This window comes from Pseudomonas sp. RW3S2 (assembly GCF_014268955.1).
GTDB lineage: Bacteria > Pseudomonadota > Gammaproteobacteria > Pseudomonadales > Pseudomonadaceae > Aquipseudomonas > Aquipseudomonas wayambapalatensis.
Genome location: NZ_JABWRM010000001.1, coordinates 152,853 through 167,502, shown reverse-complemented (window position 1 = coordinate 167,502; position 14,650 = coordinate 152,853). Strand labels below are relative to the sequence as shown.

The following is a 14,650-nucleotide window of genomic DNA, read 5'->3' as shown; positions in this document are numbered from 1 at the left end:
AGGGCCGCAACGCGGCCCCTTTTAACCCCGACTTAATCCGGCCGGGAAAGACTTCCTCACAATCCTTAACAAAGTGTCATTTGCGCAGGGCCGGGCTCAAGCGCAGCATATCCAACCCTGTGTCGACCCATTTTTCCGCATCGCGCAGCAGGTCGAAGCTGTCCGGCAGCAGTAGCCAGCGCCCGATCAGGCCGTCGACATAGGCGAACATGGCGATGGCCGCACGCTCGACATCCAGGTCGGCGGGCAACTGGCCACGGCGTACTGCATTGGCCAGGGCACGGGAAATGCCCTCGTGGCATTCGACGATGGCGCCTTGTCGCTGCTGGCGGATCTCACACATCTCATCGGTGAACTCGCACTTATGATGCAGGATTTCATTGATACGCCGGGTCCTGGCGTCCAGTACCAGGTCATTGAGCACTTGCAACAGCAGCTTGCGCATGCAGCCGAGCGGGTCGAGTTCATCCTCGCTTTCGCTGGCACGCGCGAGGTGGTCATGGGTCTCATGCAAACTGTCGAGCAGCGCCTGGACCAACTCGGCCTTGTTACTAAAATGCCAGTAGATCGCACCACGGGTGACCCCCGCGATCTCGGCGATATCGGCCAAGGTGGTTCGCGCAACTCCGCGCTTGTAGAAAGCCTTTTCCGCCGCCTCGATGATCTGGGCGCGGGTTTCCTGGGCTTCCTCTTTGGTTCGACGGACCATGGCAGCTCAACCTCATCTGAGCCCGGCACAAGATCGCACGGGCTTTAATCCGGGTTCACCTCTGCAGGGCGGCTCCCGGGTGCATTAATCACGTTTTGCGGTAGTAGCCTGGTACCACCACGCGGTATTTACAAACAACCATGAATGTAAGTATATTCGTTAGTAAGCTACTAATCCACCGGATAGCGATTTTTCTTAAAAGACTCTTCCACTATTCTTGAGCTCCCCCTGCTCCTGCGACCCGAGGATCCTCATGCAATTCAAGCCAGCCGTTACCGCCCTGGTTTCCGCCGTCGCCCTGGCAACCCTGCTCAGTGGCTGCAAGAAAGAAGAAGCCGCGCCCGCAGCGCAGGCTCCTCTGGTCGGCGTCGTCACCCTGCAGCCGCAGGCCTTCACCCTGACCTCGGAACTGCCGGGGCGCACCAGCGCCTACCGCATCGCCGAAGTCCGGCCACAGGTCAACGGCATCATTCTCAAGCGCCTGTTCAAGGAAGGCAGCGACGTCAAGGAAGGGCAGCAGCTCTACCAGATCGACCCTGCCGTCTACGAGGCCAACCTGGCCAACGCCCAGGCCAACCTGCAGGCCACCCGATCGCTGGCCGAGCGCTACAAGCAACTGATCGACGAGCAAGCCGTCTCCAAGCAGGAATACGACGACGCCAATGCCAAACGATTGCAGGCCGAGGCATCGCTCAAGAGCGCGCAGATCGACCTGCGCTACACCAAGGTGCTGGCACCGATCAGCGGTCGTATCGGTCGCTCCTCGGTCACCGAAGGCGCGCTGGTGAGCAACGGCCAGACCAATGCCATGGCAACCATCCAGCAGCTCGACCCGATCTACGTCGACGTGACCCAGTCCACCGCCGAGCTGCTCAAGCTGCGCCGTGACCTGGAAAGCGGCAAGTTGCAGAAGGCCGGCGACAACGCCGCCAAGGTCCAGTTGGTCCTCGAAGACGGTAGCAAGTTCGCCGGCGAAGGTCGCCTGGAGTTTTCCGAAGTCTCGGTCGACGAGACCACCGGTTCCGTGACCCTGCGCGCCGTCTTCCCCAACCCCGACCACACCCTGCTGCCCGGCATGTTCGTGCATGCCCGCCTGCAGGCAGGGGTCAATGCCAACGCCATCCTCGCCCCGCAACAAGGTGTGACCCGCGACCTCAAGGGCGCGCCCACGGCACTGGTGGTGAACAAGGATAACAAGGTGGAACTGCGTCAGCTCAAGGCCAGCCGCACGCTGGGCAACGAGTGGCTGGTCGAGGAAGGCCTCAACGCGGGCGACCGCCTGATCACCGAAGGGCTGCAATATGTGCGCCCGGGTGCCGAGGTAAAGGTCAGCGAAGCCACCAACGTCAAGAAGCCGGCCAGCCCTGAACAGGCCAGCGCAGCGAAAGACGCCAAAGCGGAGTAAACCATGTCGAAGTTCTTTATCGATCGCCCGATCTTCGCCTGGGTGATCGCCTTGGTGATCATGCTGGTCGGGGCCTTGTCGATCCTGAAGCTGCCGATCAACCAGTACCCAAGCATTGCGCCGCCGGCCATCGCCATTGCCGTCACCTACCCGGGTGCCTCTGCGCAGACCGTGCAGGACACCGTGGTGCAGGTCATCGAGCAGCAGCTCAATGGTATCGACAACCTGCGTTATGTATCGTCGGAAAGCAACTCCGACGGCAGCATGACCATCACTGCGACCTTCGAGCAGGGCACCAATGCCGACACGGCGCAGGTCCAGGTGCAGAACAAGCTCAACCTGGCCACCCCGCTGCTTCCACAGGAAGTACAGCAGCAAGGTATTCGCGTCACCAAAGCCGTGAAGAACTTCCTGCTGGTGATCGGCCTGGTCTCCGAAGATGGCAGCATGACCAAGGACGACCTGGCCAACTACATCGTCTCCAACATGCAGGACCCGATCTCGCGTACTGCAGGTGTCGGTGACTTCCAGGTGTTCGGTGCCCAGTACGCCATGCGTATCTGGCTCGACCCGGCCAAGCTCAACAAGTACCAGTTGACCCCGGTCGATGTGCGTACCGCAGTCACCGCGCAGAACGTGCAGGTCTCCTCCGGCCAGCTCGGTGGCCTGCCCGCCATGCCGGGTACCCAACTCAACGCCACCATCATCGGCAAGACCCGCCTGCAGACCGCCGAGCAATTCGAGAAGATCCTGCTCAAGGTCAACAACGATGGCTCGCAGGTACGCCTGCGCGACGTCGCCAAGGTCGGCCTGGGCGGCGAGAACTACGCGGTCAGCGCGCAGTTCAACGGCAAGCCGGCATCGGGCCTGGCGGTCAAGCTGGCGACCGGTGCCAACGCCCTGGATACCGCCAAGGCGCTGCGCAAGACCATCAGCGACCTGGAACCGTTCTTCCCGCCGGGCGTGAAAGCGGTGTTCCCGTATGACACCACGCCGGTCGTCACCGAATCGATCAGCGGGGTGATCCACACCCTGATCGAGGCCGTGGTCCTGGTGTTCCTGGTGATGTACCTGTTCCTGCAGAACTTCCGCGCCACCATCATCACCACCATGACCGTTCCGGTGGTGTTGCTGGGCACCTTCGGCATCCTTGCGGCCGCAGGCTTCAGCATCAACACCCTGACCATGTTCGCCATGGTCCTGGCCATCGGCCTGTTGGTGGACGACGCCATCGTCGTGGTGGAGAACGTCGAGCGGGTCATGTCCGAGGAAGGACTACCGCCCAAGGAAGCCACCAAGCGCTCGATGGAGCAGATTCAGGGCGCGCTGGTCGGTATCGCCCTGGTGCTGTCGGCGGTACTGCTGCCAATGGCCTTCTTCGGCGGCTCCACCGGCGTGATCTACCGCCAGTTCTCCATCACCATCGTCTCGGCCATGGGCCTGTCGGTACTGGTAGCGCTGATCTTCACCCCGGCCCTTTGCGCGACCATGCTCAAGCCCTTGAAGAAGGGCGAGCACCACACGGCCAAGGGCGGCTTCTTCGGCTGGTTCAACCGTAACTTCGACCGCAGCGTAAAGGGCTACGAGCGCAGTGTCGGCACCATCCTGCGCAACAAGATCCCGTTCCTGCTGGCCTATGCGCTGATCGTGGTGGGCATGATCTGGCTGTTCAGTCGCATCCCCACCGCGTTCCTGCCTGAAGAAGACCAGGGCGTACTCTTCGCCCAGGTGCAGACCCCGGCCGGTTCCAGTGCCGAACGCACCCAGGTGGTCGTCGACAAGATGCGCGAATACCTTCTCAAGGACGAAGCCGACACCGTGTCGTCGGTGTTCACCGTGACCGGTTTCAACTTCGCCGGTCGTGGCCAGAGCTCGGGCATGGCGTTCATCATGCTCAAACCTTGGGGCGAGCGTTCGGCCGAGAACAGCGTGTTCAATCTCTCGGCCCGCGCCCAGCAGCACTTCTTCAGCTTCCGCGATGCGATGGTGTTCGCCTTCGCACCGCCGGCAGTGCTCGAGCTGGGTAACGCCACCGGCTTCGACGTGTTCCTCCAGGACCGTGCCGGCGTCGGCCACGAGAAGCTCATGGAAGCGCGCAACCAGTTCCTGGCCAAGGCCTCGCAGAGCAAGATCCTCTCTGCGGTGCGCCCCAACGGCCTGAACGACGAGCCGCAGTACCAGCTGATCGTCGACGATGAGCGCGCCAGTGCCCTGGGCGTCACCATTGCCGACATCAACAACACCCTGTCGATCGCGCTGGGTGGCAGCTACGTCAACGACTTCATCGATCGTGGCCGGGTCAAGAAGGTGTACATCCAGGGCGAATCCAGTGCCCGCATGAGCCCCGAAGACTTGCAGAAGTGGTACGTGCGCAACGGCCAAGGCGAGATGGTGCCGTTCTCCTCCTTCGCCTCCGGTGAATGGACCTACGGCTCGCCGAAGCTGTCGCGTTACAACGGCGTGGAAGCAGTCGAGATCCTCGGTGCCCCGGCGCCGGGCTACAGTACCGGTGAGGCCATGGCCGAGGTCGAACGCATCGTCGGCGAACTGCCGTCGGGCATCGGCTACTCCTGGACCGGCATGTCCTACGAGGAGAAGCTCTCCGGTTCGCAGATGCCGGCGCTGTTCGCCCTTTCGCTGCTGTTCGTGTTCCTCTGCCTGGCAGCGCTGTACGAAAGCTGGTCGATCCCGATCGCCGTCGTGCTGGTGGTGCCGCTGGGTATCATCGGAGCACTGATCGCCACCAGCATGCGCGGGCTGTCGAATGACGTGTACTTCCTCGTCGGCCTGCTGACGACCATCGGCCTGGCGGCGAAAAACGCCATTCTGATCGTCGAGTTCGCCAAAGAACTGCACGAACAGGGCAAGAGCCTGTTCGATGCGACGATCGAGGCGTGCCGTATGCGTCTGCGCCCGATCATCATGACCTCGCTGGCCTTCATCCTCGGCGTGGTACCGTTGACCATCGCCAGCGGCGCGGGCGCCGGAAGCCAGCACGCGATCGGCACCGGGGTGATCGGCGGCATGATCAGTGCGACTGTGCTGGCGATCTTCTGGGTACCGCTGTTCTTCGTAGCAGTGTCGTCGCTGTTCGGCAGCAAAGAGCCGAAAGCAGACGCCACCCCTGAAACTCCACGTAATGAGGCTGGGCAATGACCAAGTCTTTGTTGTCCCTGGCGGTAACCGCTTTCATTCTCGGCGGCTGCTCGCTGATTCCCGACTACCAGACCCCGGAAGCACCGGTGGCCGCGCAGTGGCCGCAAGGCCCTGCGTACTCGCCGACCCAGTCGGCCGACGTGGCCGCCGCCGAACAGGGCTGGCGCCAGTTCTTCCACGACCCGGCACTGCAGAAACTGATCCAGACCTCGCTGGTCAACAACCGCGACCTGCGGGTCGCCGCGTTGAACATCGACGCCTACCGCGCGCAGTACCGCATCCAGCGCGCCGACCTGTTCCCGGCGGTCTCGGCCACCGGCAGCGGCAGCCGCCAGCGGGTTCCGGCCAACCTGTCGCAGACCGGTGAGGCGAACATCACCAGCCAGTACTCGGCAACGCTGGGTGTCAGCGCGTACGAGCTGGACCTGTTCGGCCGCGTGCGCAGCCTGAGCGAGCAGGCCCTGGAGACCTACCTCTCCAGCGAGCAGGCGCGTCGCTCCACGCAGATCAGCCTGGTGGCCAGCGTGGCCAACGCCTACTACACCTGGCAGGCCGACCAGGCGCTGCTGAAGCTGACCGAAGAAACGCTCAAGACCTACGAGGAAAGCTACAACCTGACCCGCCGCAGCAACGAGGTCGGTGTGGCTTCCGCGCTCGACCTGAGCCAGGCGCGCACCGCCGTCGAAGGCGCGCGGGTCAAGCTGTCGCAGTACCAGCGCCTGGTGGCGCAGGACCTGAACAGCCTCACCGTGCTGCTGGGAACCGGTGTACCGGCCGACCTGCCGGCGCCGCTGAAGCTCGACGCCGACCAGCTGGCCGACGTGCCGGCGGGCCTGCCGTCCGACCTGCTGCAGCGGCGTCCGGACATCCAGGAAGCCGAGCACCTGCTCAAGGCTGCCAACGCCAACATCGGCGCGGCCCGCGCCGCGTTCTTCCCGAGCATCAGCCTGACCGCCAACGCCGGTACCCTGAGCCCGGACATGGGCGGGCTGTTCAAGGGTGGTTCGGGGACCTGGCTGTTCCAGCCGCAGATCAACCTGCCGATCTTCAACGCCGGCAGCCTGCGGGCGAGCCTGGACTACTCGAAGATCCAGAAGGACATCAACGTCGCCAAGTACGAAAAGACCATCCAGACCGCCTTCCAGGAAGTCTCCGATGGCCTGGCCGCGCGCAAGACCTTCGAGGAGCAGTTGCAGGCCCAGCGTGACCTGGTTGCCGCCAACCAGGATTACTACCGTCTGGCCGAGCGTCGCTACCGCATCGGTATCGACAGCAACCTGACCTTCCTCGACGCCCAGCGCAACCTGTTCAGTGCCCAGCAGGCGCTGATCAGTGATCGCCTGTCGCAGCTGACCAGCGAGGTCAACCTGTACAAGGCGCTTGGCGGTGGCTGGTACGAGCAGACCAACCAGCAGGCGTCGGTGGCCACACCGAAAGGCTGATTGGCCTGGCAGCAGCATCGAGCCCACCCTTCGCGGTGGGCTTTTTGTTTGGCGGTGCCGATGATTGCCCGACGATAGGGCCAACACCGCCACCCAATTAACCACCCGGAACATTGCGTTCGATTATCGCCCGCAACCGTTTGCAACGAATTGCCACTCCACCGCCCTTCCGCGCACCATCGCTTGCGCAACGTTGCACAGTTCATCCCAAAAAAAAGCGTCGACCTGCAGGCTCGTACCCTGCAGCGCTCCGACTCGCCCATAAAAACAAGAGATCCACGACAGATGAGCATTCTGCAACCCACCCGCCCGCTGCTGCCGGGCCTGCTGGCCATGTCCTGCGCCCTGCCCGTCCTCGCTGCCGACGGCGGCTTCATGGAAGACGCCAAGGCCACCCTCAACCTGCGCAACTTCTACATCAACCGCAACTTCGTCGACCCGGCCAAGGCCCAGGGCAAGGCCGAGGAATGGACGCAAAGCTTCATCCTCGACGCCCGCTCCGGGTTCACCCAGGGCACCGTCGGCTTTGGCGTCGATGTGCTGGGGCTGTATTCGGTCAAGCTCGATGGCGGCAAGGGGACAGCCGGCACGCAACTGTTGCCGGTGCACGACGATGGTCGCCCCGCCGACGACTTCGGTCGCCTGGGTGTTGCACTCAAGACCAGGATTTCGCAGACCGAAGTCAAGGTCGGCGAATGGATGCCGGTGCTGCCGATCCTGCGCTCTGACGATGGTCGCTCGCTGCCGCAGACCTTCCGCGGCGGCCAGATCACCTCCAGGGAGATCACCGGGCTGACCCTGTACGCCGGCCAGTTCCGTGGCAACAGCCCACGCAACGACGCGAGCATGGAGGATATGGCGCTGTCCAGCCGCCCGGGCTTCACCTCCGACCGCTTCAACTTTGCCGGCGGCGAGTACAGCTTCAACGACAAGCGCACCTTGGTCGGGGTGTGGGATGCCCAGCTCAAGGATATCTACCGCCAGCAGTACTTCAACCTGGTGCACAGCCAGCCCTTGGGCGACTGGACCCTGGGGGCGAACCTGGGTTACTTCATCGGCAAGGAAGACGGTGCCGAGCGTGCCGGCAAGCTGGACAACCGCACCGCCTCGGCCATGCTTTCGGCGCGCTATCAGGGGCATACGTTCTATGTCGGCCTGCAGAAGGTCAGCGGCGATGACGAGTGGATGCGAGTCAACGGCACCAGCGGCGGCACCCTGGCCAACGACAGCTACAACGCCAGCTTCGAGAATGCCAAGGAACGCTCCTGGCAACTGCGCCACGATTTCAACTTCGCCACCGTCGGCATACCCGGGCTGACCCTGATGAACCGCTACATCAAAGGCGACAACGTGCATGTCGGCAGCATCACCGACGGCAAGGAATGGGCGCGCGAGAGCGAACTGGCGTACGTGATCCAGTCCGGTACGTTCAAGGACCTGTCGGTGAAATGGCGCAACTCCACCATGCGCAGGGACTTCAGCACCAACGCCTTCGACGAGAACAGGCTGATCGTGAGTTATCCGTTCAGCCTGTTGTGAAAGTCGCGGCGCGCTTGGGGGGCGGGCTTGTCCGCCCCTTTTCAAATAACAAAAACAGCTAAGTAACTAACCAAACCATCGTTGACGGAATAAGTAACAAGGTCTAAAACGAGCCCTCTTTACTCCGCAGAATCTCGATATGGACCTTCGCCAACTGCGCTATTTCATCGCCCTCACCGAGTACCGCAGCTTCGTCCACGCTGCCGAAGCCATGGGCATTACCCAGCCCGCGTTCAGCCGCGCCATCCAGGGCCTGGAGCAGGAGTTCGGCTGCGCCCTGGTCGATCGCGGCAACAAGACGCTGCAACCGACACCCGAGGGCCAGGTGGTGCTGCAACATGCACGACGCCTGGTTCAGGGGGCCGCACAACTGAGCAACGACGTGCTGCAGATGACCAAGCTCGACGCCGGCGAGCTGCATTTCGGCAGCGGCCCGGCCCTGGCCGCAAGGCTGGTGCCCGACGCCCTGCAGCAGTTCATCACCCGGCATCCGGGGATCCGCACCGAGCTGCAGGTGGACAACGCCGAACGCCTGGGCCAGGCCCTGCGCCGCGAACAGATCGAGTTCTTCGTCGACGATATACGCCCCTTCGAGGCCGACCCCAACTTCCATACTGAGCCTCTCAACCCGCGCCCCGGCCTGTTCTTCTGCCGCCCCGGCCATCCGCTGTTGGCCAAGGACAGCCTGTCGACCAACGACCTGTTCGCCTACCCCCTGGCCAGCGCCCTGCTCACCCCCGGTGTACGCAAGCGCCTGGCCAACCTCAGCGGACGCAGCGACTTCATCCCGCACCTGCAGACCGAACACCTGGCCGTGCTGCGCAGCGTGGTGCTGGCCAGCGATACCCTCGGCAGCGCCAGCGAGGAAGCCGTGGCCGAGGACCTGGCCGCCGGGCGCCTGGTACGCCTGCACTGGCGCAACCTGCCGCCGGGGCTGGAAGTGCTGAGCGTGCGTTGCGGGGTGATCAGCCGCAGCGGCTATCGCCTGTCACCGGCAGCACGGGCGATGATCGATACCCTGGTCAGCCTGGATGCGCAGCCATCTCACGCAGCCTCGGCGCATCGAGGATCAGCACTTCGCCATAGCCCAGTTGCACCACCCCCGCCTGCTCCAGCGCCTTGAGGATCTGGTTGATGGTCTGGCGCGACAGCGACAGCATCAGCGCCAGTTGCTCCTGCGACAACTGCAGGCGCCATTGGGCAACATCGCGCTCGCCATAGCCTTCGGCGATCTGCAACAGCCGATGGGCCACACGCGGCCCCGCGGCCAGCAGGTGCTGCTGCTCAAGCGCAACGAACACCCAGCGCAGCTTGTGGCTCATCAGCAAGGCCAGGTCGCGCCAGTGCTGCGGATGCTGTGCCAACCAGTCGAGCAGCGCTGCCTGAGGTATCCACAACAGCTGCGTGACACCTTCGGCAAAGGCATCGTGGGTACGCGGCTGGCCGTCGAACAGGCTGATCTCGCCGAACCAGTAAGGCGGCTCGACCAGCGTCAGCAGCGCTTCCTTGCCCTCACGGCTGACCGCGCCGACGCGCATGGCGCCCTCCAGCACCGCATACAGACCGCAGGGCGGGTCACCACGCTGGAACAGGCACTGTCCGGCCGCCAGCTCACGCGAACGCGCCAGTGCCAGCAGGCTATCCTGAACCTGAGCGGGCAACTGCCGAAACCACTGGCCGTGGCTCAACTGCGCACGCCAGGCTTGAGGGTTGTCCATGACACCTCTTCTGAACGGACTCTGTCGGCCAGGCGACAGACGACGGCGGATGAACGGGGCAAGCTGTCGCTACCCCTGATGGAGGAACAACAATGAAAAACCTCGTCGAACACCTGAGTCAATACGCGGCCTATCATCGCGACCCGCGCAACATCGCCACGCACTTCGTCGGCATTCCACTGATCGTGCTGGCGGTAAGCATCCTGCTGTCACGACCCGGCTGGCCTGTTGCCGGGGTCTGGCTGTCGCCAGCGCTGCTGGTGGCGGCGGCGTCGGTATGGTTCTACCTGCGCCTGGACCTACGCTTCGGGCTGGTCATGGGCATATTGCTGGGGCTGTGCCTGTGGGCAGGCGAATGGCTGGCGCTGCAAAGCACAGGGCTGTGGCTGAGTGCCGGGCTCGGGGCCTTCGTGCTGGGCTGGATCATCCAGTTCGTCGGGCATGCCTACGAGGGCCGCAAGCCCGCCTTCGTCGACGATGTCAGCGGCTTGATCATCGGGCCACTGTTCGTGGTTGCAGAACTGGCGTTCATGCTTGGGCTGTGTGCCGGGCTGAGGCAGGCCGTGGAGGCCAATGCCGGACCTGTGGCGGTGCGCGGGAAGAAGGCGGCTGTGTAGACGCTGGAACAGTGCTGAATGTTTCGCGGGCAAGTCGCAGCGGCGAACCGCCGCTCCCACAGGTACAGCTGTGGGAGCGGGCTTGCCCGCGAAACATTCAGCGCCGATCTATGACCTAGGCACGCGACTCGACCCCTAGCTCATCCCACACCGACTCGGCCAGGTGGAAGGTCGCATTGGCCGCCGGGATCCCGCAGTAGATCGCACTCTGCATGATCACTTCCTTGATCTCGTCGCGGGTCACGCCATTGTTGGCCGCCGCGCGCAGGTGCAACTTGAGTTCCTCGTTGCGGTTCATGCCGATCAGCATGGCAATGGTGATCAGGCTGCGGGTGGGGCGTGGCAACCCCGGGCGGGTCCAGATATCGCCCCAGGCGTGGCGGGTGATCATCTCCTGGAACTCGCCATTGAAATCGTTGAGTTTCTCCAGGCTGCGGTCCACATGGGCATCGCCCAGCACCGCGCGACGCACCTGCATGCCAGCGTCGTAACGTTGTTTCTCATCCATGGCGTAGTCCTCAGCGAGCCATCAGGAAATCGAGCACGCGACGGCTGAACGGCTCGCCGACCTCGACGTTGGACAAGTGCGCAGCCTGGAAGCCTTGGTACTCGGCGCCTGCCACATGCTCCTGAATGTACAGGCCACCCGAGGGCGGCGTCACCGCGTCGGCCTCCCCGGAAATCACCAGCAGCGACGCAGTGATCGCCCCCAGCTGATCGCGGAAATCGGCATCGCGCACCGCGCCGCAATTGGCGGCGTAGCCCTGTGGCGAGGTGGTCGCGAGCATGTCGGTGATACGCTGGACCTGATCCGCGTGCACGCTCGACCACGCTGGGGTGAACCAGCGCTCGATGGACGCATCGCGCAACCCACGCATGGCCTCGGCACCGTCGCGCAAGACCATTTCGATACGCGGATTCCAGGTTTCAGGCGAGCCGATCTTCGCCGCCGTGTTGCATACCACCAGACGCTGCAAGCGCTCGCCAGCATTGATGCCCAGCCACTGGCCGATCAGGCCGCCCATCGACAGCCCGCAGAAATGCGCGCGCTCGATCTGCAGGGCATCCAGCAGCGCCAGCACATCACGCCCCAACTGTTCGATGCTGTACGGCCCTTCGGTCACCAGCGAATCGCCATGGCCACGCGTGTCGTAGCGCAGTACTCGAAAGTGTTCGGTCCACAGCGGCATCTGGGTATCCCACATGTGCAGGTTGGTGCCCAGCGAGTTGGACAGCACCAGCACCGGGGCGTGCTCGGGACCTTCGAGTTGGTAGTTCAGTACGCCATCGGCCAGTTGCAAGTGCGCCACAGTGGTCTCCTTCAGGCAGTGAAGCGTTGATGTTCGGCCACAGCACGCGCCACCCAGACGCGGGCCTGGCCGAGATAATGGGCAGGGTCGAGCAACTGGTCGAGCGCTTCGCCAGACAGCTGTTCGGTGACCTGCGGCTCGTCACCGAGCACGGCACGCAGGTGGCGCTGTTCGGCCACCGCGCGCTGACAGCATTGCTCAAGCAGGTGATGGGCCTTGTCGCGCCCCAGGCGCTGGGCCAATACGATGCTCACCGCTTCGGCCAGCACCAGGCCTTGGGTGAGCTCGAGGTTGCGGCGCATGCGCTCGGCGTCCACCTCCATGCCCTCGGCGATCAGTTGTGCCTGGCGCAGGGCGCCGGAAACCAGGCAGCAGATGTCTGGCAAGGTCTCCCATTCGGCATGCCACAGGCCCAGGCTACGCTCGTGCTCCTGGGGCATGGCGGCGAACAGCGTCGAGAGCAGCCCCGGCACGCGGGTCGCGGCGCCGATCAGCACCGCCGCCCCCACCGGATTGCGCTTGTGCGGCATGGTCGAAGAGCCGCCCTTCCCCGGCGCAGCAGGCTCGAACACCTCGCCAGCCTCGGTCTGCATCAGCAGGCTGATATCGCGACCGAATTTGCCCAGGCTGCCGGCAATCAGGCCCAGCACCGAGGCGAACTCCACCAGGCGGTCACGCTGGGTGTGCCAGGGCTGCTCAGGCAATGCGAGGCCAAGTTGCGCCGCCAGCGCCTCGGCCACCGGCAATGCCTTGCTGCCCAGCGCTGCCAGGCTGCCCGACGCACCACCGAACTGCAGGCACAGCAAACGCGGGCGCAGCTCCTGCAAGCGCTGGCGGTGACGGGTCAACGCCCCGAGCACACCGGCCAACTTCATGCCGAGGGTCACAGGCGTGGCGTGCTGCAGCCAGGTGCGCCCCACCAGCGGCGTGTCGGCATGCAGCAGAGCCTGGCGCGCCAGGCTGTCGGCGAGCTTTCCAAGGTCGGCCTCGATCAACGCCAGTGCATCACGCAGTTGCAGAACCAGGCCAGTGTCCATCGCATCCTGGCTGGTAGCGCCCAGGTGCACATAACGCTCGGCCTCAGGCACGCCACTGGCGACCACCTTGCCCAATGCCTTGACCAGCGGGATCGCCGAGTTGCCAGCCACTGCAATGGCCTGCGCCAGCGCTTGCACGTCATAGCGCTCGGCCTTGCACGCCGCCTCGATGGCCACCACCGCACTGTGCGGCACCAGCCCCGCGTCGGCCTCGGCGTGCGCCAGGGCCGCCTCGAAGTCGAGCATGCCCTGCAGGCGGCCGCGGTCGCTGAACACCTCGCGCATGGCCGGGGCGGTGAAGTAGGCGTCGAACAGTTGGTTGCTCATGCAACGTCCTTAGTGGTCATGGTGCAGGTACGCCGCCTGCTTGGGCAGGCGCAGGCTGAACAGGAAGGCCACCGCCATCATGGCGGTCACGTACCAGTAGAAAGTGTTCTCCATCCCCAGCGTCTTCAAGCCCAGGGCGACGTATTCGGCCGAACCGCCGAAGACCGCGTTGGCCACGGCATAGGCCAGGCCCACGCCCAAGGCACGGACCTGAGGTGGGAACATCTCGGCCTTCACCAGGCCGCTGATGGAGGTATAGAAACTGACGATGCACAGCGCCAGGGTCACCAGCACGAAGGCCATGAACGGGCTGGTCACGGTCTTCAGCGCCATCAGCAGCGGCACGGTGAACAGAGTGCCCAGCGCGCCGAACAACAGCATCGAGTTACGTCGGCCGATACGGTCGGACAACATGCCGAACAGCGGCTGCAGGATCATGAACAGAAACAGCGCGCCAGTCATCACGAAGCTGGCACTCTTGGCGTTCATGCCGGCCGTGTTGACCAGGTACTTCTGCATGTAGGTGGTGAAGGTGTAGAAGATCAACGAACCGCCAGCGGTGTAGCCCAGCACCGTGATGAAGGCTGCGGCGTGGTTGCGGAACAGGCCACTGATGCTGCCGGCATCTTTATCCTGGCGAGTTTCGGCATTGCTGGTCTCTTTCAGCGACCGACGCAGCATCAACGAGATCAGCGCGGCGACGGCGCCGACCACGAACGGAATGCGCCAACCCCAGGCGCGCAGTTCTTCTTCGGTGAGCAGTTGCTGCAGGATCACCACCACCAGCACCGCCAGCAACTGGCCGCCGATCAGGGTGACGTACTGGAACGAGGCGAAGAATCCACGCTGGCCACGCAGGGCCACCTCGCTCATGTAGGTCGCAGTGGTGCCGTACTCACCGCCGACCGACAAGCCCTGGACGAGCCGCGCAAACAGCAGCAGTGCCGGCGCCCAGGTGCCGATGCTCGAATAGGTCGGCAGGCAGGCAATCAGCAACGAGCCTGCGCACATCATCAATACCGAGATCATCAACGAATTCTTGCGACCGTGACGGTCGGCCAGGCGGCCGAAAATCCAGCCGCCGATGGGGCGCATCAGAAAGCCTGCAGCGAACACACCAGCCGTGTTGAGCAGTTGCACGGTAGGGTCGTCGGAGGGAAAGAACGCCGGGGCGAAATAGATGGCGCAGAAGGCATAGACATAAAAGTCGAACCACTCCACCAGGTTGCCGGAAGAAGCCCCGACGATGGCAAAGATACGGCTTTTGCGCTCTTCGCCCGTGTAATGGATTGCGGTCATGGCGTGCTTACTCCTCGAAGGTTACCGTGAATTCTAGACATACCCGGTAACACTCTCGTTCCGCTTGGGGTCTGGCCATTAGCCTTTTGTC

Annotated in this window: 12 protein-coding genes; 6 read left to right on the top strand and 6 right to left on the bottom strand. The window is 63.8% G+C overall.

What is annotated here, in order from left to right; all coding sequences use genetic code 11:
- Nucleotides 1-76 precede the first annotated feature (76 nt).
- On the bottom strand, nt 77-709 hold the full coding sequence (locus HU748_RS00770; RefSeq protein WP_186718825.1) for a TetR family transcriptional regulator: 633 nt from the start codon (nt 707-709) through the stop codon (nt 77-79).
- Between the two features lie 253 nt (nt 710-962).
- Here HU748_RS00770 and HU748_RS00765 point away from each other — a divergent pair, with 253 nt between their 5' ends.
- From HU748_RS00765 to HU748_RS00745, 5 genes are all read left to right on the top strand, one after another.
- Complete coding sequence (locus HU748_RS00765; protein WP_186718824.1) at nt 963-2,114, top strand: efflux RND transporter periplasmic adaptor subunit; 1,152 nt, start codon at nt 963-965, stop codon at nt 2,112-2,114.
- Between the two features lie 3 nt (nt 2,115-2,117).
- Complete coding sequence (ttgB, locus tag HU748_RS00760; RefSeq protein WP_186667280.1) at nt 2,118-5,270, top strand: multidrug efflux RND transporter permease subunit TtgB; 3,153 nt, start codon at nt 2,118-2,120, stop codon at nt 5,268-5,270.
- Entirely contained in the window at nt 5,267-6,712 is a 1,446-nt protein-coding gene (locus HU748_RS00755; protein WP_186667281.1) for an AdeC/AdeK/OprM family multidrug efflux complex outer membrane factor, read from the top strand. The genes ttgB and HU748_RS00755 overlap by 4 nt, the downstream gene beginning before the upstream one ends.
- Before the next feature lie 285 nt (nt 6,713-6,997).
- On the top strand, nt 6,998-8,251 hold the full coding sequence (locus tag HU748_RS00750) for an OprD family porin (protein WP_186718823.1): 1,254 nt from the start codon (nt 6,998-7,000) through the stop codon (nt 8,249-8,251).
- Nucleotides 8,252-8,390: 139 nt separating this feature from the next.
- Nucleotides 8,391-9,374 (top strand): LysR family transcriptional regulator, encoded by a 984-nt coding sequence (locus tag HU748_RS00745; protein WP_186718816.1) that lies wholly within the window; start codon nt 8,391-8,393, stop codon nt 9,372-9,374.
- On the opposite strand, the gene HU748_RS00740 is transcribed toward HU748_RS00745, so the two are convergent.
- Entirely contained in the window at nt 9,274-9,969 is a 696-nt protein-coding gene (locus HU748_RS00740) for a Crp/Fnr family transcriptional regulator (RefSeq protein ID WP_054894503.1), read from the bottom strand. The genes HU748_RS00745 and HU748_RS00740 overlap by 101 nt on opposite strands.
- A gap of 92 nt (nt 9,970-10,061) precedes the next feature.
- Here HU748_RS00740 and HU748_RS00735 point away from each other — a divergent pair, with 92 nt between their 5' ends.
- Complete coding sequence (locus HU748_RS00735) at nt 10,062-10,586, top strand: Mpo1-like protein (protein ID WP_186718814.1); 525 nt, start codon at nt 10,062-10,064, stop codon at nt 10,584-10,586.
- A gap of 115 nt (nt 10,587-10,701) precedes the next feature.
- Here HU748_RS00735 and pcaC read toward each other — a convergent pair whose 3' ends face one another.
- The 4 genes from pcaC to HU748_RS00715 are packed head-to-tail and all read right to left on the bottom strand — an operon-like array spanning nt 10,702 to nt 14,559.
- A complete protein-coding gene (gene pcaC / locus HU748_RS00730) occupies nt 10,702-11,094 on the bottom strand; it encodes a 4-carboxymuconolactone decarboxylase (RefSeq protein ID WP_186718812.1) in 393 nt (130 codons plus the stop codon).
- A gap of 10 nt (nt 11,095-11,104) precedes the next feature.
- On the bottom strand, nt 11,105-11,896 hold the full coding sequence (gene pcaD, locus HU748_RS00725; RefSeq protein ID WP_186718810.1) for a 3-oxoadipate enol-lactonase: 792 nt from the start codon (nt 11,894-11,896) through the stop codon (nt 11,105-11,107).
- A gap of 11 nt (nt 11,897-11,907) precedes the next feature.
- Nucleotides 11,908-13,260: a 3-carboxy-cis,cis-muconate cycloisomerase gene (locus HU748_RS00720; protein WP_186718809.1), complete on the bottom strand. Its 1,353-nt coding sequence runs from the start codon at nt 13,258-13,260 to the stop codon at nt 11,908-11,910.
- 9 nt (nt 13,261-13,269) lie between these two features.
- Entirely contained in the window at nt 13,270-14,559 is a 1,290-nt protein-coding gene (locus tag HU748_RS00715; RefSeq protein ID WP_186711881.1) for an MFS family transporter, read from the bottom strand.
- Nucleotides 14,560-14,650: the final 91 nt, after the last annotated feature.

What these genes read in the sequence shown, in the direction of transcription:
- pcaC (WP_186718812.1), bottom strand. Translation starts at nt 11,094, where the DNA reads ATGGATGAGAAACAACGTTACGACGCTGGCATGCAGGTGCGTCGCGCG.
- HU748_RS00735 (WP_186718814.1), top strand. Translation starts at nt 10,062, where the DNA reads ATGAAAAACCTCGTCGAACACCTGAGTCAATACGCGGCCTATCATCGC.
- HU748_RS00720 (WP_186718809.1), bottom strand. Translation starts at nt 13,260, where the DNA reads ATGAGCAACCAACTGTTCGACGCCTACTTCACCGCCCCGGCCATGCGC.
- HU748_RS00715 (WP_186711881.1), bottom strand. Translation starts at nt 14,559, where the DNA reads ATGACCGCAATCCATTACACGGGCGAAGAGCGCAAAAGCCGTATCTTT.
- HU748_RS00765 (WP_186718824.1), top strand. Translation starts at nt 963, where the DNA reads ATGCAATTCAAGCCAGCCGTTACCGCCCTGGTTTCCGCCGTCGCCCTG.
- HU748_RS00740 (WP_054894503.1), bottom strand. Translation starts at nt 9,969, where the DNA reads ATGGACAACCCTCAAGCCTGGCGTGCGCAGTTGAGCCACGGCCAGTGG.
- ttgB (WP_186667280.1), top strand. Translation starts at nt 2,118, where the DNA reads ATGTCGAAGTTCTTTATCGATCGCCCGATCTTCGCCTGGGTGATCGCC.
- HU748_RS00770 (WP_186718825.1), bottom strand. Translation starts at nt 709, where the DNA reads ATGGTCCGTCGAACCAAAGAGGAAGCCCAGGAAACCCGCGCCCAGATC.
- HU748_RS00750 (WP_186718823.1), top strand. Translation starts at nt 6,998, where the DNA reads ATGAGCATTCTGCAACCCACCCGCCCGCTGCTGCCGGGCCTGCTGGCC.
- HU748_RS00755 (WP_186667281.1), top strand. Translation starts at nt 5,267, where the DNA reads ATGACCAAGTCTTTGTTGTCCCTGGCGGTAACCGCTTTCATTCTCGGC.
- HU748_RS00745 (WP_186718816.1), top strand. Translation starts at nt 8,391, where the DNA reads ATGGACCTTCGCCAACTGCGCTATTTCATCGCCCTCACCGAGTACCGC.